At 60.8% G+C, this 23694-nt stretch carries 20 protein-coding genes; 14 read left to right on the top strand and 6 right to left on the bottom strand.

The features are described 5' to 3' along the window. Window positions 1-20: 20 nt before the first annotated feature. From B5G42_RS10025 to B5G42_RS10010, 4 genes are all read left to right on the top strand, one after another. Entirely contained in the window at window positions 21-2468 is a 2448-nt protein-coding gene (locus B5G42_RS10025; protein ID WP_087269773.1) for a glycogen/starch/alpha-glucan phosphorylase, read from the top strand. A 114-nt stretch (window positions 2469-2582) separates the two neighbouring features. Further along, window positions 2583-3068, top strand: coding sequence for an RNA polymerase sigma factor (locus B5G42_RS10020; protein WP_087269770.1), 486 nt, complete (start codon window positions 2583-2585; stop codon window positions 3066-3068). Beyond that, window positions 3065-4276 carry a hypothetical protein gene (locus B5G42_RS10015; protein ID WP_087269767.1) on the top strand — a complete coding sequence of 404 codons (1212 nt, stop codon included), beginning with the start codon at window positions 3065-3067 and terminating at the stop codon, window positions 4274-4276. The genes B5G42_RS10020 and B5G42_RS10015 overlap by 4 nt, the downstream gene beginning before the upstream one ends. A gap of 103 nt (window positions 4277-4379) precedes the next feature. Next, complete coding sequence (locus B5G42_RS10010) at window positions 4380-4859, top strand: hypothetical protein (RefSeq protein WP_087269764.1); 480 nt, start codon at window positions 4380-4382, stop codon at window positions 4857-4859. A 61-nt stretch (window positions 4860-4920) separates the two neighbouring features. Here the strand turns inward: B5G42_RS10010 and B5G42_RS10005 are convergent, their stop codons facing one another. Then, a complete protein-coding gene (locus tag B5G42_RS10005) occupies window positions 4921-6291 on the bottom strand; it encodes a rubredoxin (protein ID WP_162611074.1) in 1371 nt (456 codons plus the stop codon). Window positions 6292-6489: 198 nt separating this feature from the next. Here B5G42_RS10005 and B5G42_RS10000 point away from each other — a divergent pair, with 198 nt between their 5' ends. Genes B5G42_RS10000 through B5G42_RS09990 form a run of 3 tightly spaced genes read left to right on the top strand, consistent with a single transcriptional unit; the run spans window position 6490 to window position 9777 of the window. After that, the gene (locus tag B5G42_RS10000; protein WP_087269758.1) at window positions 6490-7614 is read left to right on the top strand and encodes a cysteine desulfurase family protein; all 1125 of its coding nucleotides are present in this window, start codon (window positions 6490-6492) and stop codon (window positions 7612-7614) included. Between the two features lie 4 nt (window positions 7615-7618). Continuing rightward, window positions 7619-9019 carry an MATE family efflux transporter gene (locus tag B5G42_RS09995; protein WP_242961191.1) on the top strand — a complete coding sequence of 467 codons (1401 nt, stop codon included), beginning with the start codon at window positions 7619-7621 and terminating at the stop codon, window positions 9017-9019. Further along, window positions 9016-9777 carry an MBL fold metallo-hydrolase gene (locus tag B5G42_RS09990; RefSeq protein WP_087269755.1) on the top strand — a complete coding sequence of 254 codons (762 nt, stop codon included), beginning with the start codon at window positions 9016-9018 and terminating at the stop codon, window positions 9775-9777. The genes B5G42_RS09995 and B5G42_RS09990 overlap by 4 nt, the downstream gene beginning before the upstream one ends. A 34-nt stretch (window positions 9778-9811) precedes the next feature. Here B5G42_RS09990 and B5G42_RS09985 read toward each other — a convergent pair whose 3' ends face one another. After that, on the bottom strand, window positions 9812-10279 hold the full coding sequence (locus B5G42_RS09985; protein ID WP_087188862.1) for a GNAT family N-acetyltransferase: 468 nt from the start codon (window positions 10277-10279) through the stop codon (window positions 9812-9814). A 225-nt stretch (window positions 10280-10504) separates the two neighbouring features. Between B5G42_RS09985 and hrcA the strand changes: the two genes are divergently transcribed. The 7 genes from hrcA to rpiB all read left to right on the top strand — a co-directional run bounded on the left by hrcA (window position 10505) and on the right by rpiB (window position 18759). Beyond that, a complete protein-coding gene (gene hrcA, locus B5G42_RS09980; RefSeq protein ID WP_087269752.1) occupies window positions 10505-11557 on the top strand; it encodes a heat-inducible transcriptional repressor HrcA in 1053 nt (350 codons plus the stop codon). Between the two features lie 16 nt (window positions 11558-11573). Beyond that, the gene (grpE, locus tag B5G42_RS09975; RefSeq protein ID WP_206406177.1) at window positions 11574-12113 is read left to right on the top strand and encodes a nucleotide exchange factor GrpE; all 540 of its coding nucleotides are present in this window, start codon (window positions 11574-11576) and stop codon (window positions 12111-12113) included. 73 nt (window positions 12114-12186) lie between these two features. Continuing rightward, window positions 12187-14046, top strand: a complete 1860-nt coding sequence (gene dnaK, locus B5G42_RS09970; protein ID WP_087269746.1) for a molecular chaperone DnaK — start codon at window positions 12187-12189, stop codon at window positions 14044-14046. A 137-nt stretch (window positions 14047-14183) separates the two neighbouring features. Next, window positions 14184-15344 (top strand): molecular chaperone DnaJ, encoded by a 1161-nt coding sequence (dnaJ, locus tag B5G42_RS09965; protein ID WP_087269743.1) that lies wholly within the window; start codon window positions 14184-14186, stop codon window positions 15342-15344. A gap of 56 nt (window positions 15345-15400) precedes the next feature. Further along, complete coding sequence (locus B5G42_RS09960; protein WP_087269740.1) at window positions 15401-17518, top strand: glycosyltransferase family 39 protein; 2118 nt, start codon at window positions 15401-15403, stop codon at window positions 17516-17518. Between the two features lie 10 nt (window positions 17519-17528). Further along, window positions 17529-18320 carry a histidinol-phosphatase HisJ family protein gene (locus B5G42_RS09955; RefSeq protein ID WP_087269737.1) on the top strand — a complete coding sequence of 264 codons (792 nt, stop codon included), beginning with the start codon at window positions 17529-17531 and terminating at the stop codon, window positions 18318-18320. A 13-nt stretch (window positions 18321-18333) separates the two neighbouring features. After that, window positions 18334-18759 carry a ribose 5-phosphate isomerase B gene (rpiB, locus tag B5G42_RS09950; protein ID WP_087188855.1) on the top strand — a complete coding sequence of 142 codons (426 nt, stop codon included), beginning with the start codon at window positions 18334-18336 and terminating at the stop codon, window positions 18757-18759. 46 nt (window positions 18760-18805) lie between these two features. On the opposite strand, the gene B5G42_RS09945 is transcribed toward rpiB, so the two are convergent. The 4 genes from B5G42_RS09945 to B5G42_RS09930 all read right to left on the bottom strand — a co-directional run bounded on the left by B5G42_RS09945 (window position 18806) and on the right by B5G42_RS09930 (window position 23543). After that, window positions 18806-19960: an amidohydrolase gene (locus tag B5G42_RS09945; RefSeq protein ID WP_087269734.1), complete on the bottom strand. Its 1155-nt coding sequence runs from the start codon at window positions 19958-19960 to the stop codon at window positions 18806-18808. 173 nt (window positions 19961-20133) lie between these two features. Then, window positions 20134-21378, bottom strand: a complete 1245-nt coding sequence (locus B5G42_RS09940) for a S1C family serine protease (RefSeq protein WP_087269731.1) — start codon at window positions 21376-21378, stop codon at window positions 20134-20136. 15 nt (window positions 21379-21393) lie between these two features. Further along, a complete protein-coding gene (locus tag B5G42_RS09935) occupies window positions 21394-22851 on the bottom strand; it encodes a sensor histidine kinase (RefSeq protein ID WP_087269729.1) in 1458 nt (485 codons plus the stop codon). After that, on the bottom strand, window positions 22848-23543 hold the full coding sequence (locus B5G42_RS09930) for a response regulator transcription factor (protein WP_087269728.1): 696 nt from the start codon (window positions 23541-23543) through the stop codon (window positions 22848-22850). Before B5G42_RS09930 ends, B5G42_RS09935 begins: the two co-directional genes overlap by 4 nt. Window positions 23544-23694: the final 151 nt, after the last annotated feature.

The raw sequence follows: 23694 nt of genomic DNA, 5'->3' as shown, positions 1-23694 counted from the left end.
CTATCCTAACTGTATAGGAGATGTCTGCATTGCATAAATACACAAAAAAAGAGCTGATGACCCTCATTACCGGCAAATTGCGCCGCAATTTTGGCCGTGACGTGGAGGAGGCCACCAGCCTTCATATGTTCAAGGCCTGCGCCATGGTGCTGCGGGATATCATTTCCGAGCGGCAGATGAAGTCCGAGGACAAGGTGATCGCGGAGCATCAGCGCCAGGTCCACTATCTGTCCCTGGAGTTCCTCATGGGCCGCTCCCTGATGAAGAACGCCTACAACCTGGGCGTGCTGGAGCCTCTGAAGGAGGCCATCGAGGGGCTGGGCTTCTCGGCTCCCGACCTGTTTGAGACCGAGCCCGACGCCGGTCTGGGCAATGGCGGCCTGGGCCGTCTGGCTGCCTGCTATCTGGACTCCATGACCACCCTGGATATCCCCGCCACCGGCTACTCCATCTGCTACGAGCTGGGTATCTTCAAGCAGAAGATCGTGGACGGCCAGCAGGTGGAGCTGCCCGACAACTGGCTGGGTCTGGGCGACGCCTGGCTCATCTCCAAGATGGATGAGGTGGAGGAGGTCCGCTTCGGCGGCAAGGTGGAGGACGAGTGGGATGAACTGGGTCACCACCGCATCAAGCACACCGGCTACGACGTGGTTCTGGCCGTGCCCAAGGACATGGAGATCTCCGGCTACAGCACCGAGCACGCCAACATCCTCCGCCTGTGGGACGCCAAGAGCCCCACGCCGGTGGATATGCACCTGTTCTCCTCCGGCCAGTACCTGAAGGCGGTGGAGCAGCGGGCCATGGCTGAGTCCATCTCCAAGGTGCTCTACCCTGAGGACAACCACTACGAGGGCAAGTCCCTGCGTCTGAAGCAGCAGTATTTCTTCGTGTCCGCCACCATTCAGTCCATCGTGCGCAAGCACCGGGCCGAATACGGCACCCTGCGCAACTTCCACCAGAAGCACGTCATCCAGATCAACGACACCCACCCCACTCTGGCCATCCCCGAGCTGATGCGCATCCTGCTGGATGAGGAGGGCTACGGCTGGGATGAGGCCTGGTATATCGTCACCCACACCATCGCCTACACCAACCACACCGTGCTGGCCGAGGCTCTGGAGCGCTGGCCCCAGCAGCTCATTGAGAACCTGCTGCCCCGGATCTGGCAGATCCTCATCGAGATCTCCAACCGGTACCAGAAGGTGCTCACCGACTACTTCCACGGCGACCTGTCCAAGGTGGCTCCCATGGCCATCATCTGGGGGGGCGAGGTGCGCATGGCCAACCTGTGCGTGTGCGCCTGCTTCAAGATCAACGGCGTGTCCGCCCTCCACTCTGAGATTCTGAAGAAGGACGTCTTCCACGACGCCTATCAGCGTACCCCCGACAAGTTCACCAACGTGACCAACGGCATCGATCACCGCCGCTGGCTGGGCGAGTGCAACCCCCGCCTGGATGAGCTGATCCGGGACTGCTGCGGCAGCGACAAGTACCTGCTCCAGCCTGACGCTCTGAAGGAGCTGGAGAAGTTCCAGGACGACGCCGGCGTGCTCTCCCGCCTGGGTGAGATCAAGACCGCCAACAAGAAGGACTTCGCCACCTGGGTGGCCCGTGAGCACGGCATCTTCCTCAACACCGACGCCATGTTCGACGTACAGGTGAAGCGACTCCACGAGTACAAGCGTCAGCTGCTCAACGTGCTGCACATCATCTACCTGTACCAGCGGATGAAGAACGATTCCCACTTCGACTTCACCCCCCGCACCTACCTGTTCGGCGCCAAGGCGGCTCCCGGCTACGCCGTGGCCAAGCGGATCATCCGTCTCATCAACTCCGTGGCCGACATGATCTCCAAGGACCCCATCTGCAAGGACCGGCTCCAGGTGGTGTTCCTGGAGAACTACCGGGTGAGCCTGGCGGAGAAGCTGATGCCCGCCTCCGAGCTCTCCGAGCAGATCTCCACCGCCGGCAAGGAGGCCAGCGGCACCGGCAATATGAAGTTCATGATCAACGGCGCTGTGACCATCGGCACCTTGGACGGCGCCAACGTGGAGATGCACCAGGTGCTGGGCGACGAGAACATCTTCCTCTTCGGCCTGAAGGCCCACGAGGTTGCCGAGCTCAAGCACAACGGCTACAAGTCCTATGAGTACTATATCCACAACAACGACCTGCGGTCTGTGGTGGAGCAGCTCAACCTGGGCTTTGGCGACGGCATTAACTACGACGACATCGCCCGCCGGCTGCTGTTCGGCGACGGCGGCCCCGCCGACGAGTACCTGCTGCTGGCCGACTTCGAGAGCTACCGGGACGCCCATGCCCGGGCCGGTCAGGCCTATCAGGACCCCAAGCGTTGGAACAAGATGTCTCTCATGAACATCGCCCGCTCCGGCATCTTTGCCGCCGACCGTTCCATCCGGGACTACGCCAAGGATATCTGGAACGTTCCCGTCCGGGAGATCAAGTAAATCACCTGCGATTCCGCGGGCGGCCAAAAGGCCGCCCGCTTTTTTTATCCGGATGCAATCATTTGGCCCGCCGCCGCGCTTTCTAGGCAGAAGGACAAGAAGGGAGTGAACGCAATGCCCACCCTCAATGGCAATTCTCTCTCCTGTGAGGAGATCCTGGACCGCTACGCCCCGCTGGTCTACCGCATGGCCATCCAGGGTACCGGCAGCGTGGCCGACGGGGAGGACGTGGCCCAGGAGGTCTTTGTGAGCCTCATCCAGTGCGACCCCCGCTTTGCCGATGAGACCCACCTGAAAGCCTGGCTCATACGGGCCACCGCCAACCGCTGCAAAAGCTGGGGGCGCTCCCCCTGGCACAGGCGCACCGTTCCTCTGGAGGAGGCCCGGCAGGCCGCCCCGCCGCCGGAGACAGGCGGCACCTGGGAGGCGGTGGCGGCCTTACCTCCCAAATACCGCTGGCCGGTATACCTCCACTACATCGAGGGCTATACCGCTGCCGAGATCGCCCAACTGCTGGGCTGTCCCCGGAACACGGTGCTCTCCCGGCTGAGCCGGGCCAGAGACAAGCTGAAAGACGCGCTGAAGGAGGAATGGGCATGAACAGCAACGATTACCGCAGCACTCTGGGCGGCGTGACCCCCTCCCCCGCCTGGCGGGAGCGCACGCTGGCTGCCATGGAGCAGGCTCAGGGAAAAAAGCGCCCCTCCCGTAAGCCTCTGGCCATCGCCGCCACGGCGGCAGTCCTGGCTGTAGCAGTCACCGGGGGCGTATGGTTGTCCGGTCGGACCGAAGTGGACCCCGACGGACCCGGCACCGCCCGCACACCGGAGCCGGTGGTCACGCCTACCCCTACCATTAATCCCGAATGGATCTATTTTGAAACCTTTTCCATTGTGACCGACCCCAGACAGCTCATGGGCAACAATCCCACCGCCGGGCGGCTGGAGGAGCTGACCGAGCTGCCCGTCTATGAGAATCCCATCCCCACGGAGGATCAGCAGCGCGTTCTGCTGAATCATCTGGCGGAGGAACTGGGCTGTACCATTGCCGAGACCGATTGGTCCCCCAGCGACGGTGAGGAAACCATGGGCCGGGAGCCCATCCTGGAGGCAGAATGTACCGACGGCACTCAGCTGCGGCTAAGGGGCGTGTACAGCCTGCAAATTTATGATTCTCCCGACCTGGCCGCCGTGGCCGAAACTGCTCAGGCCTATCTCATCTACAGCGCCATGACGCCGGAGGAGATGCTTTCCTCCTCCAACATACCCCCCCAGACCAGCCAGGAGACCCTGGAGGACTATGCCTATACCGGAGAATCCATGCCCACCCAGGCCACCTTCCTGCTGGACCCGGACGCCACCCTGGAGGAGCAGATCTACTCCTACAGTTTTCAGCGCATGGAAGTGCGGAATAATTCTCTGACCCTCTACCTCCAGCCCGGTAAGAGCGTTGGCACCTTCCCCCTCCGCTCCCCAGACGAGGCTCTGGCCTGCTTCCGCTCCTGGGACTACTGGGGCAGCTGCTATACCTACTATCCTGAGAGTGCCCAGATCATCCTTATTTCCCTGGAGTATGATATCAGTGTGGGGCAACCCTACTTCCAGCCCGTATACCGCATCCTCTACACACAGGATTACTGGGATGAGGTGGCTGCCCACCAGATGTTTGACGGGGTGGATACCTCCCCCTTTACCGGGGCTGGCATTGCCTACGTCCCCGCCATTGATCCCAAATACCAGGACGAGGTGCCCTACCGGCGGTACTTCAACGACGGTTTGGCTTATATGGGGCCGGAGGAATGGGAGTAAATCAAGCACCCTTTTTGACAGAAAATCGTCAGAAAGATGTAACCCCCCTGTTACCCATCCCGCCAATCCCTCTGCTATACTGGAGCCAAAGGAGGGATGTACCATGACGGAAGATTACGCCCGTACGCTCAAACGCAGGACGCTGGTCGCCCTGGTTGCAACTTTGATTTCTCTGGTCCTGCTGGGGGCCGCTATGTTCTGGATGTGGTGCAAACTGTTCGGTCCCCCGGAGTTCATGCGGAAGGATAATCCTTCCCTCTCCCCCCAGAGCGCCCAGTCTCAGCTGGACGCCGGGGCCACCGTCTACTGGCAGGATACCGCGTACCAGGTACCGGCTCACTCCGGCCTCAGCGAACTGCTCCATACCGACCAGTGGACCTCCACCTCCGCATTTCAAACCGAAAATGCAGAGCTGGTCATGCACTTCGGGGAGCTCTATGAACTTTCCCTCTGGTCGAACGGCAAGGCCGCCTTCTATGACGGCTACTCCGGCCACAGCACCAAAAGCTATGCCTATTACATCATCCCCACCGGCATGGTAAAGGACCTGATCACTTCGCTTACTGCTCTTGTCCCCGCGTAATCTCAAACAAAAAACGCAGGCTGCGCACTATGCGCAGCCTGCGTTTTTTTGTTTATATGATTTACTCGGCCTTCTTGAAGATCTCCTTATCCACGCCGCACAGGGGGCAGGACCAGGAGGAGGGCACCTGCTCCCAGGGGGTACCGGGGGCCACGCCGTGGGCGGGGTCGCCCTCAGCGGGATCATAGATGTAGCCGCACAGGGCGCACACCCACTTGCCGCCCTCGGTCTTGGGGGCGTCCACCGGCACGGTGCACAGGGCGGCCACAGACTTGGCATACTCGGCCATGGCATCCAGGTCGGCCTGGGTGGGAGTGAAGAGCACCCGGAAGGGGGCCTCAGGGGCAGCATAGCGCAGGCCCTTCAGGAAGGTGTGGAGCATGGGGGCAGCTTCGCCGCTCCAGCCGTAAGCACCAAAGGCGCCGGCGGCCTTGCCCTTCAGGTTGATGGGATCGATGGAGGTGAGCACATCCCACACAGCCTTGGGGGCAGCACGGTTAATGGTGGGGGAACCCACCAACAGCACGTCGGCCTCATGGGCCAGCTTCACGCACTCGGCATAGGGCACCACGGTGACGTCGGCGGTGGTGACGGCGTAACCCTCACCCTCCAGAGCCTTGGCGGCAGCTTCCGCCAGAGTGCGGGTGCAGCCGTAGGCGGAGGCGTACACCACGAAGGCGGAGCGCTGGGTCTTGGGAGCGGGGGTACTCCAGGTACGGTAGAGCTCCATGGCCTTGCCGATGGTCTCGGTCAGGCAGGGGCCGTGGCTGGGGCACACCAGCTCCACCTCGGAGGGAATCCGGTCCAGGCCCACCAGTACGCTGGGCTTGAAGGGCCCGAAGATACCGGCATAGTAGTAGGCAAACTCGCCGTCATAGGCCTCCTTGGCGTGGATGTTCTTGTCCAGCATGGTGGGCTCGCAGAAATGAGCGCCCAGGAAGTCGCAGGTGAAGAGGGTCTTGCCCTCCTTGTCCCAGGTAAACATGGAGTCGGCCCAGTGGAGCATGGGGGAGGGGATGAACTCCAGCACCCGGTCGCCCAGATCCAGAGTATCGCCGGCGGCCACGGTGCGGCAGGGCAGGTCCAGGTTGGTGATGTCCTGCAGGTGCTTCTTGCCCGCCTTGGTGGCGATGATCTCCAGCTTGGGGCAGACCGCCATCAGCTTGGCCACGCTGCCAGAGTGGTCGGGCTCGTTGTGGTTCATAATCAGGTAATCCACATCCTCCACAGGAATGACCTGGCGGATGTTGTCCAGATATTCATCAAAATAGTCGGTATGTACCGTCTCAATCAGGACGTTCTTCTCTCCCGTCAGCAGGTAGGCATTGTAGGAGGTACCATATTTGGATTCCATTACGATGTCAAAGACCCGCAGGGCCGGGTTGAGGACGCCCACAGACCAGAGATTTTCACGCAGCTTGATGGCGCTCATGGTGGTTCCTTCCTTTCTTATTGTCAAAAATTATTTCCTAGCAGGTCACAGTATATTATCCTCTCTTCCGCTTGTCAAGCGCTATGGGATAAACTGTCACGTCTGTTTTCCACAATTCTGCCGCCTTGACTTTCCTTCTGTATAAGGCTACAATGAAGAATTGCGAAACCGCACTTTTTTTGTCTGAGGTGACTGTTCATGTCCATCTATCTCGATAACGCCGCCACCACGCCGGTTTGTCCCCAGGCGGCCAAAGCGGCCTATGAGGCCATGACGGAGGGCTACGGCAACCCCTCCTCCGGCTATGCCATCGGCCAGGCCGCCGCCGCCAAAGTAAAGGAGTACCGTGCCGTGGTGGCAGGCAGGCTGGGCTGCCTGCCGGAGGAGTTGACCTTTACCTCCTGCGGTACCGAGGGAGACAACTGGGCCATCCGGGCCGCCGTGGAGCATGGGAAGCGGAGCGGGAAACATATCATCACCACCGCCATCGAGCACTCCGCCGTGCTGGAGCCCATCCGTGCTCTGGCCGCCCAGGGCTATGAGGTCACCTACTTAAAGCCGGACAAGTCCGGCCACGTCTCCATCGACGATCTGAAGGCCACCCTGCGGCCCGACACGGTACTGGTGTCCATGATGCTGGTAAACAATGAGCTGGGTACTCTCTTGCCAGTGGCGGAGGCCGCTCAGGCCATCAAGGCCGCCCACTGCCCCGCCCTGCTCCACTGCGACGCGGTGCAGGCCTTTTTAAAGGTCCCCTTCACCCCCAAAGAGCTGGGGGTGGATCTGCTCACCATCAGCGGCCACAAGATCCGGGCGCCCAAGGGTATCGGCGCCCAGTACATCCGCAAGGGTCTGGACCTGAAGCCCCTGCTGCTGGGAGGCGGACAGGAAAACGGCCTGCGTTCCGGCACCGAGCCTACTGCTCAGCTGGCCGCCCTGGCCGCTGCCTGTGAGGCCTGGGACACCGACGCGCCCGCTCGCATCGCAGCTGTAAAGGCCCACGCCCTGGAGGTTCTCTCCTCTGTTCCCGGCCTGGAGGTGGTCAGCCCCGGCGACGCTCCCCACATCTGTGCCATTTCTCTGCCTGGCTATCCCAGCGAAATGCTGGTGCGGGATCTGTCCGACCGGGGGATCTACGTCTCCTCCGGCTCGGCCTGCCACAAGGGCAAGCCCAGCCACGTCTTTGCCGCTCTGGGCCTGCCCAAACGCACCCTGATGGGTGTACTGCGCATCTCCTTCTCCCCCGACAGCACCTGTGAGGATGCCGACGCTCTGGCCGCCGCCCTCACGGAGATCACACAGACTCGGATCGCAATGAGGTGAGGATTTGTTTTCCTACATGAACCGGGGACGGGCTTTTTACCGCAATGTGGTATCACTGGCCCTGCCCATCCTGCTGCAAAATCTGTGCACCACCCTGCTGGGTTTGGTGGATACGTTTATGGTAGGCAGCCTGGGAGAGGCCCCTCTGGCCGCTGTGGCCCAGGCCAATCTGCCGGTGTTTGTCATTCAGCTGGTGATTTTTGGACTGCAAAGCGGCTCCTCGGTGCTCATCAGCCAGTTCTGGGGCAAGAAGGACACCGATACCATCAACCGGGTCATCGGCACCGGCTGCTATGTGGCGGGCGCCATCGCCGCTCTGTTCGCCATCATCATGTGCTTTTTCCCCACCCAGCTTATGGGCCTGCTCACCGATAATGAAGAGCTGATCCCTCTGGCTGCCAGCTACGCCCGCATCGTAGGCCCTTCCTACCTCTTTAACAGCCTCACCGGTGTGTATGTGGGCGCCCACCGCTCCATGGAGAACCCCAAACTGGGCATGATCGTCTTTGCCACCTCCATGGCCACCAACACTTTCCTGAACTGGGTGTTCATCTTCGGCAACCTGGGGGCCCCCGCTCTGGGGGTGGAGGGCGCGGCCTTCGCCACCCTGCTCTCCCGCATCCTGGAGTTCGGCATCACCATGACCTACGCCCTCACCAACAAGCGGTTCCAGCTCAAGCCCACCCTCATGTTCCGGCCAGGACGCCCCCTGATCCAGAAGTTTTTCCGCTATTCCGGCCCGGTGGTCCTCAACGAGACCCTGTGGGGCCTGGGCACCTCCATGCACAAGGTGGTCATGGGCCATATGGAAAACTCCACCGAGATCCTGGCAGCCCGGGCTCTGGCGGGCAATCTGGAGGATCTGTGCACCGTGGCTATTTTCGCCGTGGGCGGCACCACCGCCATCATTATCGGCCGTGAGATCGGCGCCGGGCGCCGGGAACACCTCTATGAGATCGGGGCCACTTTGAACACTCTGGCCATGATCTGCGGCCTGGTGATCGGCGGGCTGCTGGTCACCTTCACCCATACCTTCTTCCCCACCCTGGTCTATCCCTTCTTCCATCTGTCCCCCATGGCGGGAGAGATCGCCACCATGATGCTCACCATGATCGGCGTCTGTCTTCCCCTGCGGGCCTTCAACTCGGTAAACACCGTGGGCGTGCTCCGGGGCGGCGGCGACGTGCGGGCGGCCTCCCTCATCGACGTGTTTCCCCTGTGGTTGGTGGCCCTTCCCCTGTCCGCCCTCTTCGGCCTGGTACTGAAGTGGGGTATCTTCTGGGTGTATGTGGGCGTTATCATGGAGCAGATCACCAAATTTATTGTGGGTGTGCCCCGGTTCCGCTCCAAGGCCTGGATCAATGACGTGACCCAATATGTGAAGAAAGAGGAGGTCTCCCAATGAAGATCACCGTTCTGATGGAAAACTCCGCCCAGGATGGACTGATTCCCGAGCATGGCCTGTCCTTTTATGTGGAATACCGGGGCGGCCGCTACCTGCTGGATGCCGGAGAGTGCGGCGCAGTGGTGTACAACGCCGCCAAGCTGGGGGTGGATCTGTCCAAAGTGGGCAAGGCCGCTCTGTCCCACGGGCACTATGACCACGCCGACGGCTTCAACGCTTTCTTTGCCGTCAATCCCTCCGCCTCCGTCTACGCCCGGCCCCGGATCACCGACCCGGAGATCTGGGCGGAAAAGGAGTACATCGGCGTCAACATGGGGATGTTCTGCCGGCACGAGAAGCGCTTTGACCTGGCGGAGGGCCCCCGGGATCTGGCGGAGGGCCTCCACCTGATCCCCGACCGGGTGAAGCATGAGCAGTCCCTGGTGGCTGAGACCTCCGAAGGTCTGGTGGTCCTCAACTCCTGCTGCCACGCTGGAGTGGTGAAGATTCTCACCCAGCTCTCCGAACAGTTCCCCGGCACCCCCATCCGTGCGGTATTGGGCGGCTTCCACCTGATGGGCAAGGAGGGTGTTACCACCCTGTGCCCTACCCCGGAGAAGGTACGATCCATCGCCGCCGCCCTGCGGGATGATTTAAAGGTACAGGACATCTATACCGGCCACTGCACCGGAGATCCCGCCTACGCCCTGCTGGAGGAGGAACTGGGCGACAGGCTTCACCACCTCACCGCCGGAGCGGTGTATGAATTTGCCGACTGAATCAAAAAGGACGCGCCTGCGGCGCGTCCTTTTCTTATAATTCCCGTTCCATTCTAATATCGGACAGTTGAAACCACTTGTCAGAATACGTGACGTATTCAAATCCCAGCTTCTCATAGATCCGCAGGGCAGCCTTCAGCTTGTGGTTGGAGGTGATCACGATGGTCTTTTGTCCCGCGTCCCGGGCGGCCTGGATCACCGCCTCCATCAGGGCGGTGCCAATGCCCCGCTCCCGGTACTCCTCTTTGACGCCGAACTTCAGTGCCTCGCACACACCGTCGCCCTGAAGCTCCAGCATGACCATGCCCACAATCTCCCGGCCACAGCGGGCCAGCAGCACACGGCCGCCCCCGGCGATAAAGCGGTGCGGATCGGCCAGCATCTCCAGGTCTACCGGCTCCAGCAGGTCATACTCCAGCAGCCAGGGCAGAGAGATGTCCTCCAGATCCTGTTTGTAGCGCTCCTCGTAGTCAATGATCTCCACGGGCACCGTTCCGTCCACAGAGACACCCCTCCTGTTTGCAAATATTGTTCCTTATTGGATAGAATACCATTGAACCGCCGCCGCGTCAACCGCTCTGATTCGCATTCTGAAGGGCTGTCTGCTATCTTTTCTTCGTTCACATTTAATTTACAACCCTGCCTATTGACTTTTCCGGCGGACGGTGCTACATTATCTTTAGCACTCAGATAGTATGAGTGCTAAATCAAAAGTGAGGTGGCCGCTATGGATTTAACCGAACGCAAAAAACGAATCCTGCGCGCCATCATCGAAAGTTACATCCAGTCGGCGGAGCCGGTGGGTTCCAAGGCCATTGCCTCTTCCATCGGCATGGAGATCTCTTCCGCCACCATCCGAAACGAGATGGCGGATCTGGAATCTCTGGGACTGCTGGAAAAGCCCCATACCTCCGCCGGACGCATCCCCTCTCCCAAGGGCTACCGGTTCTACGTCAACGAACTGATGGAGGAGCACAAGCTCTCCCTTCAGGAGACCGAGCGCATCAACCAGGCCCTGCGGATGAAGATGCAGGAGCTGGACCGGGTGCTGGACCAGGCCGGCCGGGTGGTGTCTCAGTTGACCAACTACCCCGCCTTTGCTCTGTCCTCCGGCATGAGCCGGGTGACGATCCGCCGGTTTGACCTTCTGATGGTGGAGCACAACGCCTTTATCATCGTGGTAATGACCGACACCAATGTGGTGCGCAACCGGCTGATCCGGCTGCCCTCCGATTTGACGGAGGCTCAGCTGCAGATGCTCAACACCCTGCTCAACGCCACCTTTACCGGCCTGCCTCTGGATGAGATCACGCCGGAGCTGATGCGGGTGGCCCAGCACGCCGCCGGAGAGGCCTATGGGCTCATCTCCCTGGTTGTCTCCTTCGCGATGGAAGTGCTGGAGAGCCTGGAGCAGCGCACCGTCCACACCTCGGGCATCGCCCATCTGCTGGAGCTGCCTGAGTACCGCTCTTTGGAGCGGGCCCAGCCTCTGCTGAGCTACCTCTCCGAGGACGCCGATCCCGCCCGCTTCCCCGTTCCCAAGGACGCCGCCATGAAGATCCTCATCGGCCCGGAAAATGTGGCCGACGCATTGAAGGATACCAGCGTGGTGGTGGCCAGCTACGATATTGGCGACGGAATGCGGGGTGTCATCGGTGTGGTGGGACCCACCCGTATGGATTATGCCAAAATCACCGCCCGCCTTTCCTATCTGGCCGAGGGACTGACCCGGCTGTTCGGGCAGGGCGAGCTGCCGGGCGGCAGCGACGATCATAAATAGGAGATGAGTGCATCCCATGAGTAAGAAAGAGAAACAGCCCGAAGAGGTCACCCCTGAGGAGCAGACTGCACAGGCCGCCGCCCCCGAGGCTGCGGAGGAAGCCCCCAATCCCCTGCTGGAGGAGCTGGAGGCTCTGAAGCAGAACCTCACCGACCAGGAGGACAAGTTCCTTCGCCTGGCCGCCGAGTACGACAACTACCGCCGCCGCAGCCAGAAGGAAAAGGAGTCGGCCTGGGCCGATTCCAAGGCGGAGACCGCCGCCGCCTTCCTGCCGGTGTACGATAACCTGGAGCGGGCCCTCAAGCAGGAGACCGCCGATGAGGCCTATAAGAAGGGCGTGGAGATGACCATGACCCAGCTGAAGGAGGTCCTCTCCAAGCTGGGCATCGAAGAGATCCCCGCCCTGGGTCAGACCTTTGACCCCAACCTCCACAACGCAGTGATGCACGTGGAGGATGAGAACGCCGGTGAGAACACCATTGTCGAGGTATTCCAGTCCGGCTTCCGCAGCGGAGACAAAGTGATCCGCTTCGCCATGGTCAAGGTTGCCAACTGACTGTTCAGGCACACAATGTGCGCTGACATTCCAAAGTTAAAAAACAATTTACGATATATTGGAGGAATTGATTATGTCTAAGATTATCGGTATCGACCTCGGTACGACCAACTCTTGTGTTGCTGTTATGGAGGGCGGCGAGGCCGTCGTCATCGCCAACGCCGAAGGCAACCGCACCACCCCCTCTGTCGTGGCCTTCTCCAAGGACGGCGAGCGTATGGTGGGCCAGGTGGCCAAGCGCCAGGCTATCACCAACCCCGACCGCACCATCTCTTCCATCAAGCGTGAGATGGGCTCCAACTACAAGGTGAACATCGACGGCAAGGCCTACACTCCCCAGGAGATCTCCGCCATGATCCTGCAGAAGCTGAAGGCGGACGCCGAGGCTTATCTGGGCCAGCCTGTCACCGAGGCTGTCATCACCGTACCCGCTTACTTCACCGACGCCCAGCGTCAGGCCACCAAGGACGCCGGCCGCATCGCCGGTCTGGACGTGAAGCGTATCATCAACGAGCCCACTGCCGCCGCTCTGGCCTACGGCGTGGATAAGGAGACCGATCAGAAGATCATGGTCTACGACCTGGGCGGCGGCACCTTCGATGTGTCCGTGCTGGAGGTCGGCGACGGCGTCATCGAGGTGCTGGCTACCGCCGGTAACAACCGTCTGGGCGGCGATGACTTCGATAAGGCCGTCATGGACTGGATGGCCGCTGAGTTCAAGAAGGACTCCGGTATCGACCTGACCGGCGATAAGGTCGCCATGCAGCGCCTGAAGGAGGCTGCCGAGAAGGCCAAGATCGAGCTGTCCGGCGTCACCTCCACCAACATCAACCTGCCCTATATCACCGCTGACGCCACCGGCCCCAAGCACCTGGATCTGACTCTGACCCGGGCCAAGTTTGATCAGCTGACCGCTCACCTGGTTGAGGCCACTGCCGGCCCCGTGCGTCAGGCCATGAGCGACGCCGGCCTGAGCTCCGGCGACATCTCCAAGGTGCTGCTGGTGGGCGGCTCCAGCCGTATCCCCGCCGTGCAGGACATGGTCAAGAAGCTGACCGGCAAGGAAGGCTTCAAGGGCATTAACCCCGACGAGTGCGTGGCTATCGGCGCTGCCCTCCAGGGCGGCGTGCTGGTGGGCGACGTGAAGGGCCTGCTGCTGCTGGACGTGACTCCTCTGTCCCTGGGCATTGAGACCATGGGCGGCGTCATGACCAAGCTCATCGAGCGCAACACCACCATCCCCGCCAAGAAGAGCCAGGTGTTCACCACTGCCGCCGACAACCAGACCTCCGTTGAGGTCCACGTGCTGCAGGGCGAGCGTGAGATGGCTCAGTACAACAAGACCCTGGGCCGCTTCAACCTGGACGGTATTGCTCCCGCCCGCCGCGGCGTGCCTCAGATCGAGGTTACCTTCGACATCGACGCCAACGGCATCGTGAACGTGTCCGCCAAGGATCTGGGCACCGGCAAGGAGCAGCACATCACCATCACCTCCTCCACCAATATGTCCAAGGAGGACATCGACAAGGCAGTCAAGGAGGCCGAGCAGTTTGCCGCCGAGGATGCCAAGCGCAAGGAAGAGGTTGATGTGCGCAACCAGGCCGACCAGGTGATCTACCAGACCGAGAAGGCTCTGGAGGATGCCAAGGACAAGATCGACGCGGGCGACAAGGCCACCGTGGAGGCCGCCCTGAACAAGCTGAAGGACGCCATGAAGGGCACCGACATCGAGGCCATCAAGGCTGCCACCGAGGAAGCTTCCAAGGCCTTCTACCCCATCGCTGAGAAGATGTATCAGCAGGCCAATCCCCAGGGCGGTCAGGCCGGCCCCGACATGGGCGGCGCCAACTTCGGCGGCCAGGCCGGCGGCACCAACACCGACCCCAACGTGGTGGACGCCGACTATCAGGTCGTGGACGACGATCAGAAGTAATTAAACAGGAAAACACCGCGGGCGGGGGCTTGTCCCCCGCCTGTGTGGCGTTCCGTTTTCTCCCAAACGGTGGATCGTGGAGAGCTGCTTTTACACTTCACTTTCCACGCTCCACTCTGAAACAGAGGTGAACACCAATGCCTGAACAGAAACGAGATTATTACGAAGTCCTGGGCGTAGCCAAAACCGCCAGCGAGGACGAGCTGAAAAAGGCCTACCGCAAGCTGGCCAAGAAATACCACCCCGACCTGAACCCCGGCGACAAGGACGCCGAGGCCAAGTTCAAGGAGGTCAATGAGGCCTATGAGGTCCTCTCCGACAAGGAGAAGCGGGCCAAGTACGACCAGTTTGGCCACGCCGGCGTGGATCCCAACTTCGGCGCCGGCGGATTTGGCGGCGGCGGGTTCGGCGGCTTCGATATGGGCGATATCGACCTGGGCGACATTTTCGGTTCCTTCTTCGGCGGCGGCTTTGGCGGCGGTGGAAGCCGCCGGAGCAACGGGCCCATGAAGGGCGAGACCCTGCGGGCCTCGGTAACCATCAGCTTTGAAGAGGCCGCCTTCGGCTGCGAGAAGGAGATCACCCTTAACCGCACCGAGAGCTGTGATTCCTGCAAGGGCACCGGCTGCGCCCCCGGCACCACGGCGGAGGTCTGTCCCGACTGCCACGGCAGCGGCACCATCCGCATCCAGCGGGGCGGCGGCGCCTTTACCTTCGCCACCACCACCACCTGCCCCAAGTGCGGCGGCAAGGGCAAGATCATCCACCAGCCCTGTAAGGATTGCGGCGGCACCGGCAATGTGCGTAAGCAGCGCAAGATCACCGTCAGCATCCCTGCCGGTATCGACAACGGCCAGGCCGTCTCCCTCCGGGGCCAGGGCGGTGCGGGCCGCAACGGCGGTCCCGCCGGCGACCTGCTCATCAGCGTCACCGTCCGTCCCCACGAGTTCTTCAAGCGGGACGGTACATCGGTATTCCTGGAGCACCCGGTCACCTTCCTTCAGGCCACTCTGGGCGCCGAGCTGGAGATCCCCACCATCGATGGCAAGGTGAAGTGGAACCTGCCCGCCGGTACCCAGCCCGGCACCACTTTCCGCCTGCGGGGCAAGGGCATTCCCTCCGTCAACGGACGGGGCCGGGGCGATCAGTACGTCACTGTCAATGTGCAGGTCCCCACCGATCTGACCCGTGAGCAGAAGGAGGCGTTGCGTGCCTATGGCGAAGCCATGGGCGAGATTCCACCCAGTCCGGCGGACGGCGTGAAATCTTTCTTTGACAAACGCAAGAAGAAGAAATAAAATAAGAGGACGAGTATACCATACTCGTCCTCTTATTTTATCTGTGAGGTGCTCCTATGGGACCCATTCGATACATCGTCTATCTCTTCCCCATCCTGACCATTGCGGCGCTGCTGGGCTTCTTCCTGTGGTATGCCCAGACCATGCGGGCCCCCCTGGCCCAGCAACTGGCCCCGCTCCCGGAAAAGAGGCCCTTTACCTTTGCAGGCCGGCGGCATCCCCTGGTGAAAAAGGACGCCATCCCCATGGTACTGATCACCATTGCCTATGCCGTCACCGCCTTCTTTAACCTGGGCTCCACCACCGCCCCTCAAAACCCCTGGGACTTCGGCGATGAAAAATCCGCCACCTTCGCATTTTCGGAGGAATACCTGGCCTCCAAGCTGTGGTATTTCTGCGGCCTGGGTACCGGCAAGTATCAGGTGGAGATCTCCGCCGACGGAGTAAACTGGCTGTCCCTGTGGCAGCGGAAGGACGACCCCGACGACTCAGAGAAAGTCACCGGGTACTACTGGGCTGACGGCACCGGCTACGGCGCCAGCTATGCCATGACCCAGAACTACAACCAGCTGTTCAAGTGGAACGAAATCACCTTTGACAACCCCCAGTATATCCGCTATATCCGGATTACCGGTCAGGCCAACAAGGGCCTGCTGGAGCTGAACGAGCTGGCCCTGTTTGACGAAAACGGCGACCGCATCTGGCTCAGCGACAGCACCAACCCCCTTTTTGACGAGGCGGACACGGTGCCGGAGACCATCTCCTTTGAGAACTCCGCCTACTTTGATGAGATCTATCATCCCCGCACCGCCTATGAGCATCTGCGGGGTGTGGAACCCTATGAGATTTCCCACCCACCCCTGGGCAAGCTTATTATGAGCGTGGGCATCGCCCTGTTCGGCATGACCCCCTTCGGTTGGCGGTTTATGGGTACCCTCTTCGGGGTAGCCATGCTTCCTCTGCTCTATCTGTTTTTGAAAAACCTCTTCGGCCGCACCTCTATCGCCACCTGCGGCACCATTTTGCTGGCAGTGGACTTCATGCACCTGACTCAGACCAGGCTGGCTACCATCGATACCTACGCTTTTTTCTTCATCCTTTTGATGTACTACTTTATGTACCGGTATCTGACCCTGCCTGACGGTGCCTCTTTCAAGCAGTGCGCCCTGCCCCTCTTCCTGTCGGGGCTGTTCTGGGGCATCGGCGCGGCCTCCAAGTGGACGGTGATCTACGGCTGCACCGGACTGGTGGCCCTCTACTTTATCGGTCTGGTGGTCAAGCTGCGCCGCTGGCCGGAGGAAGAGCGCCACCAGCGGGCAGGCTGGACGGTAAAGATTCTGGCCTTCTCGGTGTTGGTCTTTGCGGTCATTCCCGCCATCATCTATGTTCTGTCCTACCTGCCCTACGCCGCGGCCTCCGGGGACCTGTCCCTGGGGAACCTGCTCAGCGAGATGTGGGAGAACCAGAAATATATGCTCTCCTACCACAACGGCGTCACCTCCTCCCACCCCTACTCCTCCCGGTGGTACGAGTGGCTGGTCAACGCCCGGCCCATCCTGTACTACATGGACAACTCCGTGGCCGGAGTCACTACCCGCTTTGCCGCCTTCCTCAATCCTGTGGTCTGTTGGGGCAGCCTGGTGGCCATGCTGGTGTGCGCCGCCCAGGCTTTCCGCCCCCTGTGGGCCAAGCTGACCTTCTTTGGTCTCTCCGGACTGGGCGGAGCAGCCTCCGCTGCCTGGGTCACCGGCGTTTTTGACCCGGAGACCGATACCCAGACCCGACTGCTCTGCCTGGTGCTCATCGTGGCCCTGCTGGCCCTCTATCTGGTCCTGGGCTGGTTTGTCAGCCGCACCTTCCGGCAATCCTCTCCCATTGCATTGTTTATTCTCATCGGCTATCTGGCCCAGCTGGTGCCCTGGTTCTTCATCGGCCGTATTACCTTCGCCTACCACTACTTCCCCTCGGTGCTCTTCCTCATCCTGGCCCTGTGCTATGTGTTCTACACCCTGTCCAAAAAGGAAGAGATGGTCCCCTGGAAGCCGGCCATGTATGCCGTCACCGGCGGAGCTGCGGCCCTGTATGCCCTGTTCTATCCGGTGCTGGTGGGTATTACCTATCCCAGCTGGTACGGAACCTGCATTCTGAAGTGGTTCCCCGCCTGGCCATTTTGAGGAGGTTACCATGTTTCTCACCGACTATCACACCCACACCATTCTCTCCCCCGACGGCAGCGTTCCCCTGGCCGATATGGCCGATGCCGCTGTGGCTGCGGGACTGAATGAGCTGTGTATCACTGATCACTGCGACCTGCTGGAGCTCTACGGAGAGCCGGTAGACCACTACGACTGGCCCCCCGCTCTGGAGCAATACGCCGCCGTAGCTCCCCGTTACGCCGGTAAGCTGACCATCCGCCTGGGCCTGGAGTTCGGCATGGCCCACTTGAATCCGGAAGTCAGCCGCGCCATTCTGGACCGTCCCGAGTTGGATTTCGTACTGGGTTCCATCCATAATCTCTGCCCTGAAAAGGGTGGCACCGATTTCTACTATGTGGACTACCCCGATCCCGCTGCCTGCTACGCCGCCCTGGATGACTACTTCTCTTCCATGGCAAAGCTGGCAGTCACCGATTTCTACGACGTGCTCAGCCACATCATCTACCCCCTGCGCTACATGGATCACCCCATCTCCCTGGACCGCTACCACGATGTGCTGGACAGTATCTTCCGTGCGGCGGCGGAACGGGGCCGGGGCATTGAGATCAACACCTGGCGGGGCCGCACTCTGAAGGAGTGGCTGCCGGTGCTCAAGCAGTTCAAGGCCTGCGGCGGCGAGATTGTCACCATCGGCTCTGACGCACACACCACTGACGGGGTGGGCAAGGGCTGTGAGCAGGCCTGCCAGCTGCTGGAAGAAGCAGGGTTCCGTTATCTAGCCACCTACGAGAAGCGCAAACCTGTGTTCCACACACTGTAAGGAGGATGTTATTATGATCGCACTGGGTTCTGACCACGGAGGACTGGCCCTCAAGCGCCACGTCATGGACTATCTGGACCAGCACCAGCTGGCCTACAAGGATTACGGCTGCTACACATCCGACAGCTGCGACTATCCCGACTTCGGCCGGGCGGCGGCTGAGGCGGTGGCCTCCGGCGAATGTGACCGGGGCATCGTCATCTGCACCACCGGTATCGGCATCTCCATCGCCGCCAACAAGGTGAAGGGCATTCGCTGCGCCCTGTGCAGCGAGCCTCTGTCCGCCGAGATGACCCGCCGGCACAACAACGCCAATATGCTGGCTATGGGCGGCGGTCTTATTGGCAACAACATGGCCGACAAGATTTTGGATGCCTTCCTCAATACTGAGTTTGAGGGCGGCCGCCACCAGCGCCGGGTGGACAAGCTGGAGCCCTGACGATTTCCGCAAAAAAGGCGCGCCGTAAGGCGCGCCTTTTTGCTGCTTATTTAACCTGTTTTCCCTCCAGGAACACGGCCTGGACCTTACCGTTCCAGTCAAAGGGATGGCCCTGAGTGACCACAATATCGGCGTCCTTGCCGGGGGTCAGGGTACCCACCCGATGGCCGATGCCGGCAATTTCAGCCGGGTTGCGGGTGATGGCCGCCAGGGCCTCCTCCTCCTCCATGCCGCCCCGCACCGCCATGGCGGCGCACAGGGGCAGGTACTGGATGGGGGTCTCCGGGTGGTCGGTACAGATGGCCACCCGTACCCCAGCTTTGGCCAGCAGGGCCGGGTTGGCCAGGGTCTGGCCTACCAGTTCCGGCTTGGAGCGGTCGGTGAGGCAGGGGCCGGTAATCACCGCAGCCCCCTCAGCGGCCAGCAGGTCGGAGATCTTGTAGCCCTCGGTACCGTGGACAATGACGTACTTCAGGCCGAACTCCCGGCTGAGCCGTACCGCCGTGGCGATATCATCCGCACGGTGGGCGTGGAAGTGGGCGGGCACCTCCCCCTTCAGCACCGGCAGCAGAGCCTCCAGCTTGGCGTCATAGTCAGGCATATCGGTATCCGGGTCCTCCGAGGCTTTGTCCTGCTTGTCCTGATATTCCATGGCCTTGGACAGCTCCTCCCGAATCAGGGCGGCTGTGGCCATGCGGGTTACCGGGGTCTCCTTCCGGTCGTTGTATACCGACTTCGGGTTCTCCCCCAGAGCAAATTTCATAGCCGCCGGGGCTTTCACCACCATCTCATCCACCCAACGGCCGTCGGTTTTCAGAGCCAGGAACTGCCCAGCGATGGGGTTGGCGGAACCGGGGCCGGTGAGCACCGTGGTGACGCCCCCCTCCCGTGCCTCCTGAAAGCACCGGTCCAGAGGATTCACCCCGTCGATGGCCCGCAGTTGGGGGGTGCAGGGGTCGGTGGACTCGTTGCCGTCGTCCGCTTCAAACCCCAGGGAGTCTCCAAACAGGCCCAGGTGGCAGTGGGCGTCAATAAAGCCGGGCAGGATGTGCCCTCCCCGGGCATCCATCGCCCCCTCTGCGACGGCGGTCAGCTCCTCCATGGGTCCCACCGCCGTGATCTTTCCATCCTCAAAGGCCACATAACCCCGCTGGATCACCGGTCCATCCATGGGGTGGACCACCCCGTTGACAATCATCATCTTCTTTCCGACCCCTTTCGTCAAATCTTTTGTTTGACATTTTTGGTAATTTATAGTATATTGTATTCACAGCTCACAGGAAGGACAAGTGCGATCCACGTCACCATTCAATCCATTCTTCTGTGCAATATTGGGCGTCTCCTAACGGAGACGCCCGTTTTTTCTGTCTTTGTTCAGGGAACATACTGTTCCATCAGGGTCACATCCCGCTCCAGGTATCCGCCGCTCCGCCACAGGCGGAAGTGGATCACATCGCCCGCTTCCATGCCTTCCTTCAATGCCAGCAGCTCCTCAATGGTGGTGATGCTCTGTCCATTGGCCTCCACGATCACGTCGCCGGGAAAAACACCCTGCTTTTTGGCGTCGGAGTCCTGCTGTACACTTTTCACATAGACCCCCAGCGGCAGGTCATATTCCTCCGCCATCTCTTCGGTAACTGTGTAGCAGGTGATACCGATGGAAGGCTCCCCGCTGACGTAGCCCTGGCGGATCAGATCGTCCACCACCGTCTTGACGGTAGTGGTGGGGATGGCAAAGCCCAGACCCTCCACCGTATCGTCATAGGCGGACATCTTCATATTGGTGATCCCCACCACCTGGCCGTATTCATTGATGAGGGCGCCTCCCGAATTGCCCGAGTTGAGGGCGGCGGTGGTCTGGATGAGCACCATACTGTACCCGTCCACATCCACATCCCGGTTGATGGCGGAGATGATGCCGTCGGTCATGGTGCCCCGCAGCTCCTGGCCCAGGGGATTGCCGATGGCAACCACCGTATCCCCCACCTGCAGCTCGTCGGAATTGCCGAACACAGCGGGATGCAGGTTCTGCGCGTCGATCTTGAGCACGGCCAGATCGGTGGGCACATCCATCCCCACCAGCAGAGCCTCATAGCTGCTGTCATCCTGGAGAACCACCTCCACGGAACTGCAGCCCTCAATGACATGGGTATTGGTAATGATATAGCCGTCGGCGGACAGCACCACACCGGTGCCGAAGGAGTAGGACGTCCCCGCGTCGCCCCAGATGGACACGATGGACTGGATGTTTTCCTGGTAGATGGTCTGGAGCGTATGGGCCTCTGTCTGAGGCTGGGGCGTCAGCGTCAGGGTCACATCGTCCCCCAAGGGGGCCCGCTCCACGGTGGTCTCTCCGGCCTCCTCGTCCTCCCAATCCCAGGTATCGCCCCAGTCATAGGGGGTGTTTTCGGGGGATTTATCACCAGAGTGGAATAAATCCTCCCGGGGGGACAGGGAATCACCCACCCAGCGCAGCACTACCGCCGCGACCATCAGCAGAGCCAGGACGCAGCAGAAGAGCACCACAGCCTTCCCCGGCCCTCTCCGGCCCGGACGCCGCCGGCGGCCCTGGTCCTCCGGCGGATAGACCCGGTTCTGGTCGTAATAGTAGCCGTGCATGGCTCCCTCCTGTCCTTATGCCAGGGTCAACGTAAAGTTGAACTCGGTCACACCGTCCTGGCTGGTCACTGTAATATTTTCCTTGTGGTTGTTCAGAATGGTCTTGACGATATACAAGCCCAGGCCCACGCCTTCCCGGTCCACACTGCGGGATTTGTCACTCTTGTGGAACCGGTCGAAAATCATGGCCAACTCATCCGGCGGGATGGTCTGCCCGGTGTTGCGTACCGCCACATGGGCCTTTCCGCCTTTGGTGGTGATGGAGATGCCCATGGTGCTCCCTTCATTGGAGAACTTGATGGCGTTATCCAGCAGGTTATAGCACACCTGAGTGATGGCGTCCGGATCGCCCCACACCATCACCGCCCCGTCGGGCAGCTGGGTGTCCACATCCAGATGCCGGGCATTGATCTTGGTCTCCAGGCTCACCAGCACCCGCAGCATGATCTCGGAGACGTCAAACTGCTCCTGGGCAGTGACATTTTCCGCCGACTGGAGCCGGGACAGGTCCAGCATCCGCCGCACCAGCCGGGACAGCCGCCGGGTCTCGGAGGAGATGGTCTGGAGGGCAGCCCGCTCCCGCTCCGGCGGGATGGTGCCATCCAGAATGCCGTCGGAAAAGCCGGCGATGGTAGTCATGGGAGTCTTTAACTCATGGGAGATGTTGGCCACAAACTCGGACCGCCGCTCCTCACTCTTGGAGATGGAGTCGGCCATGGCATTAAAGGCCTCGGCCAGCTCTCCCACCTCGTCCCGCCGGTCCTCATAGCCCTTGACCCGCAGCTCATACTCGCCGTGGCCAAACTTTCTGGCGATCTCGGCGATCTCCTTCAACGGTTTGGTCTGCTTGAGAGAGGTCACAGAGCTGGTCAGGAAGGCAATGCACAGCACCACCACCGCGGTAAAGAAGAAGATGGTGGTAAAGGCCCGCCACAGTTCGGTGAGGCTGGAGGCCTCCGCCGCCACATAGGCCACACCCACCATGGTCTTGACCACCTGGCCGCTGCTGCGGTCCAGTGTCTCCACCACAATGGGCGTACCGGCCACATAGCGCTTTTCAGAGAAGAACCCGCCCAGGGTGCTCATACCGGTATATCCCCCAGACTGGGTCACCTGCTCCACTACGGTGCGGGGCAGATAGCGTCCGCCCAGGGTGTTGTAGCCCTGAACCGTTACGCCGTCGGTGGATACCACCATCTCGCCATCCGCCTCCGTGATGAGTACCACGGCGTCGGAGATCTGGGCGATGGTGGCGATCATGGTAATGTAGACGTCATCCTCCACACCCAGCCCCAGAGCCCGGGACTTGGACGTGAAGTTGGCCACATAATCGGCGTTGCGCTCCATGGATTCTTTGGTCTGACGGATGGTGTACTGATAGGACAGGGTAAAGAACGCCACACCCAACAGAGCAAAGGACACCAGGATCATACCGGCTGTCAGGATAAACTGCCGCTTATACAGGCTTCTCATGAGGCCGTCACAACCTCGAATTTATATCCTACGCCCCACACGGTCTTGAGGCTCCACTGGCTGCTGACGCCCTCCAGCTTCTCCCGCAGGCGCTTGATGTGTACGTCCACGGTGCGGGAGTCTCCGAAGTAATCGAAGCCCCACACCTCATCCAGCAGCTGGTTGCGGGTAAACACCCGGTTGGGGGAGGCGGCCAGATGGTACAAAAGCTCCAGCTCCTTGGGGGGCGTGTCCACCCGCTTGCCGTCCACCAGCAGCTCATAGGAATCCAGGTTGATGACCAGCTTGTCAAAGGAGAGTTTCTTCTCTCCCCCTCCGTTTTCGTCACCGCCGAACCGGCGCATCACCGCGTGGATGCGGGCCAGCACTTCCTTCATCTCAAAGGGCTTGACAATGTAATCGTCGGCGCCCCCCTCCAGGCCCGCCACCTTGTCCTGGGTCTCGCCCTTGGCGGTGAGCATGATCACGGGGGTCTTGTCATTCTCCCGGATCTTTTTCAGCACCGACCAGCCGTCCATAACGGGCAGCATGATGTCCAGCAGAACCAGGTCAGGCCGGAAGGAGCGGAACAGTTCCACACCCTTGCCGCCGTCGCCGGCTACCGCTGTTTCGAACCCCTCCTTCTCCAGATAGAGATGGAGCAGTTCAGCAATGTTGGTGTCGTCTTCCACGATGAGGACTTTCTTGGCCATAGTACACCGTCCTTTTCAGACTAATCAAATGGTATTCTTCCGGTATGTCCGTTTATACCTGGGCGTCTGTGCCATACTTAACCTTATTATAATGCGTAATGAACAGAGCCGGAAGGCTTGAAAGCCAAATCTTTCAAGGCCAAATAGCTTT

The sequence above is a fragment of the Flavonifractor sp. An91 genome (assembly GCF_002159225.1).
GTDB classification, from domain to species: domain Bacteria; phylum Bacillota; class Clostridia; order Oscillospirales; family Oscillospiraceae; genus Flavonifractor; species Flavonifractor avicola.
Note: the sequence above shows the minus strand (reverse complement) of the source record. Positions and strands in the feature narration are given on the sequence as shown.

Excerpts from the sequence above, each read along its gene's own strand:
- B5G42_RS09990 (WP_087269755.1), top strand. The coding sequence starts at position 9,016 with ATGAAGATCACCGTTCTGATGGAAAACTCCGCCCAGGATGGACTGATT.
- B5G42_RS09945 (WP_087269734.1), bottom strand. The coding sequence starts at position 19,960 with ATGATGATTGTCAACGGGGTGGTCCACCCCATGGATGGACCGGTGATC.
- dnaJ (WP_087269743.1), top strand. The coding sequence starts at position 14,184 with ATGCCTGAACAGAAACGAGATTATTACGAAGTCCTGGGCGTAGCCAAA.
- B5G42_RS10020 (WP_087269770.1), top strand. The coding sequence starts at position 2,583 with ATGCCCACCCTCAATGGCAATTCTCTCTCCTGTGAGGAGATCCTGGAC.
- rpiB (WP_087188855.1), top strand. The coding sequence starts at position 18,334 with ATGATCGCACTGGGTTCTGACCACGGAGGACTGGCCCTCAAGCGCCAC.
- B5G42_RS10010 (WP_087269764.1), top strand. The coding sequence starts at position 4,380 with ATGACGGAAGATTACGCCCGTACGCTCAAACGCAGGACGCTGGTCGCC.
- B5G42_RS09935 (WP_087269729.1), bottom strand. The coding sequence starts at position 22,851 with ATGAGAAGCCTGTATAAGCGGCAGTTTATCCTGACAGCCGGTATGATC.
- B5G42_RS10000 (WP_087269758.1), top strand. The coding sequence starts at position 6,490 with ATGTCCATCTATCTCGATAACGCCGCCACCACGCCGGTTTGTCCCCAG.
- hrcA (WP_087269752.1), top strand. The coding sequence starts at position 10,505 with ATGGATTTAACCGAACGCAAAAAACGAATCCTGCGCGCCATCATCGAA.
- dnaK (WP_087269746.1), top strand. The coding sequence starts at position 12,187 with ATGTCTAAGATTATCGGTATCGACCTCGGTACGACCAACTCTTGTGTT.
- B5G42_RS10005 (WP_162611074.1), bottom strand. The coding sequence starts at position 6,291 with ATGAGCGCCATCAAGCTGCGTGAAAATCTCTGGTCTGTGGGCGTCCTC.
- B5G42_RS09960 (WP_087269740.1), top strand. The coding sequence starts at position 15,401 with ATGGGACCCATTCGATACATCGTCTATCTCTTCCCCATCCTGACCATT.
- B5G42_RS09930 (WP_087269728.1), bottom strand. The coding sequence starts at position 23,543 with ATGGCCAAGAAAGTCCTCATCGTGGAAGACGACACCAACATTGCTGAA.
- B5G42_RS09940 (WP_087269731.1), bottom strand. The coding sequence starts at position 21,378 with ATGCACGGCTACTATTACGACCAGAACCGGGTCTATCCGCCGGAGGAC.
- grpE (WP_206406177.1), top strand. The coding sequence starts at position 11,574 with ATGAGTAAGAAAGAGAAACAGCCCGAAGAGGTCACCCCTGAGGAGCAG.
- B5G42_RS09955 (WP_087269737.1), top strand. The coding sequence starts at position 17,529 with ATGTTTCTCACCGACTATCACACCCACACCATTCTCTCCCCCGACGGC.
- B5G42_RS10025 (WP_087269773.1), top strand. The coding sequence starts at position 21 with ATGTCTGCATTGCATAAATACACAAAAAAAGAGCTGATGACCCTCATT.
- B5G42_RS10015 (WP_087269767.1), top strand. The coding sequence starts at position 3,065 with ATGAACAGCAACGATTACCGCAGCACTCTGGGCGGCGTGACCCCCTCC.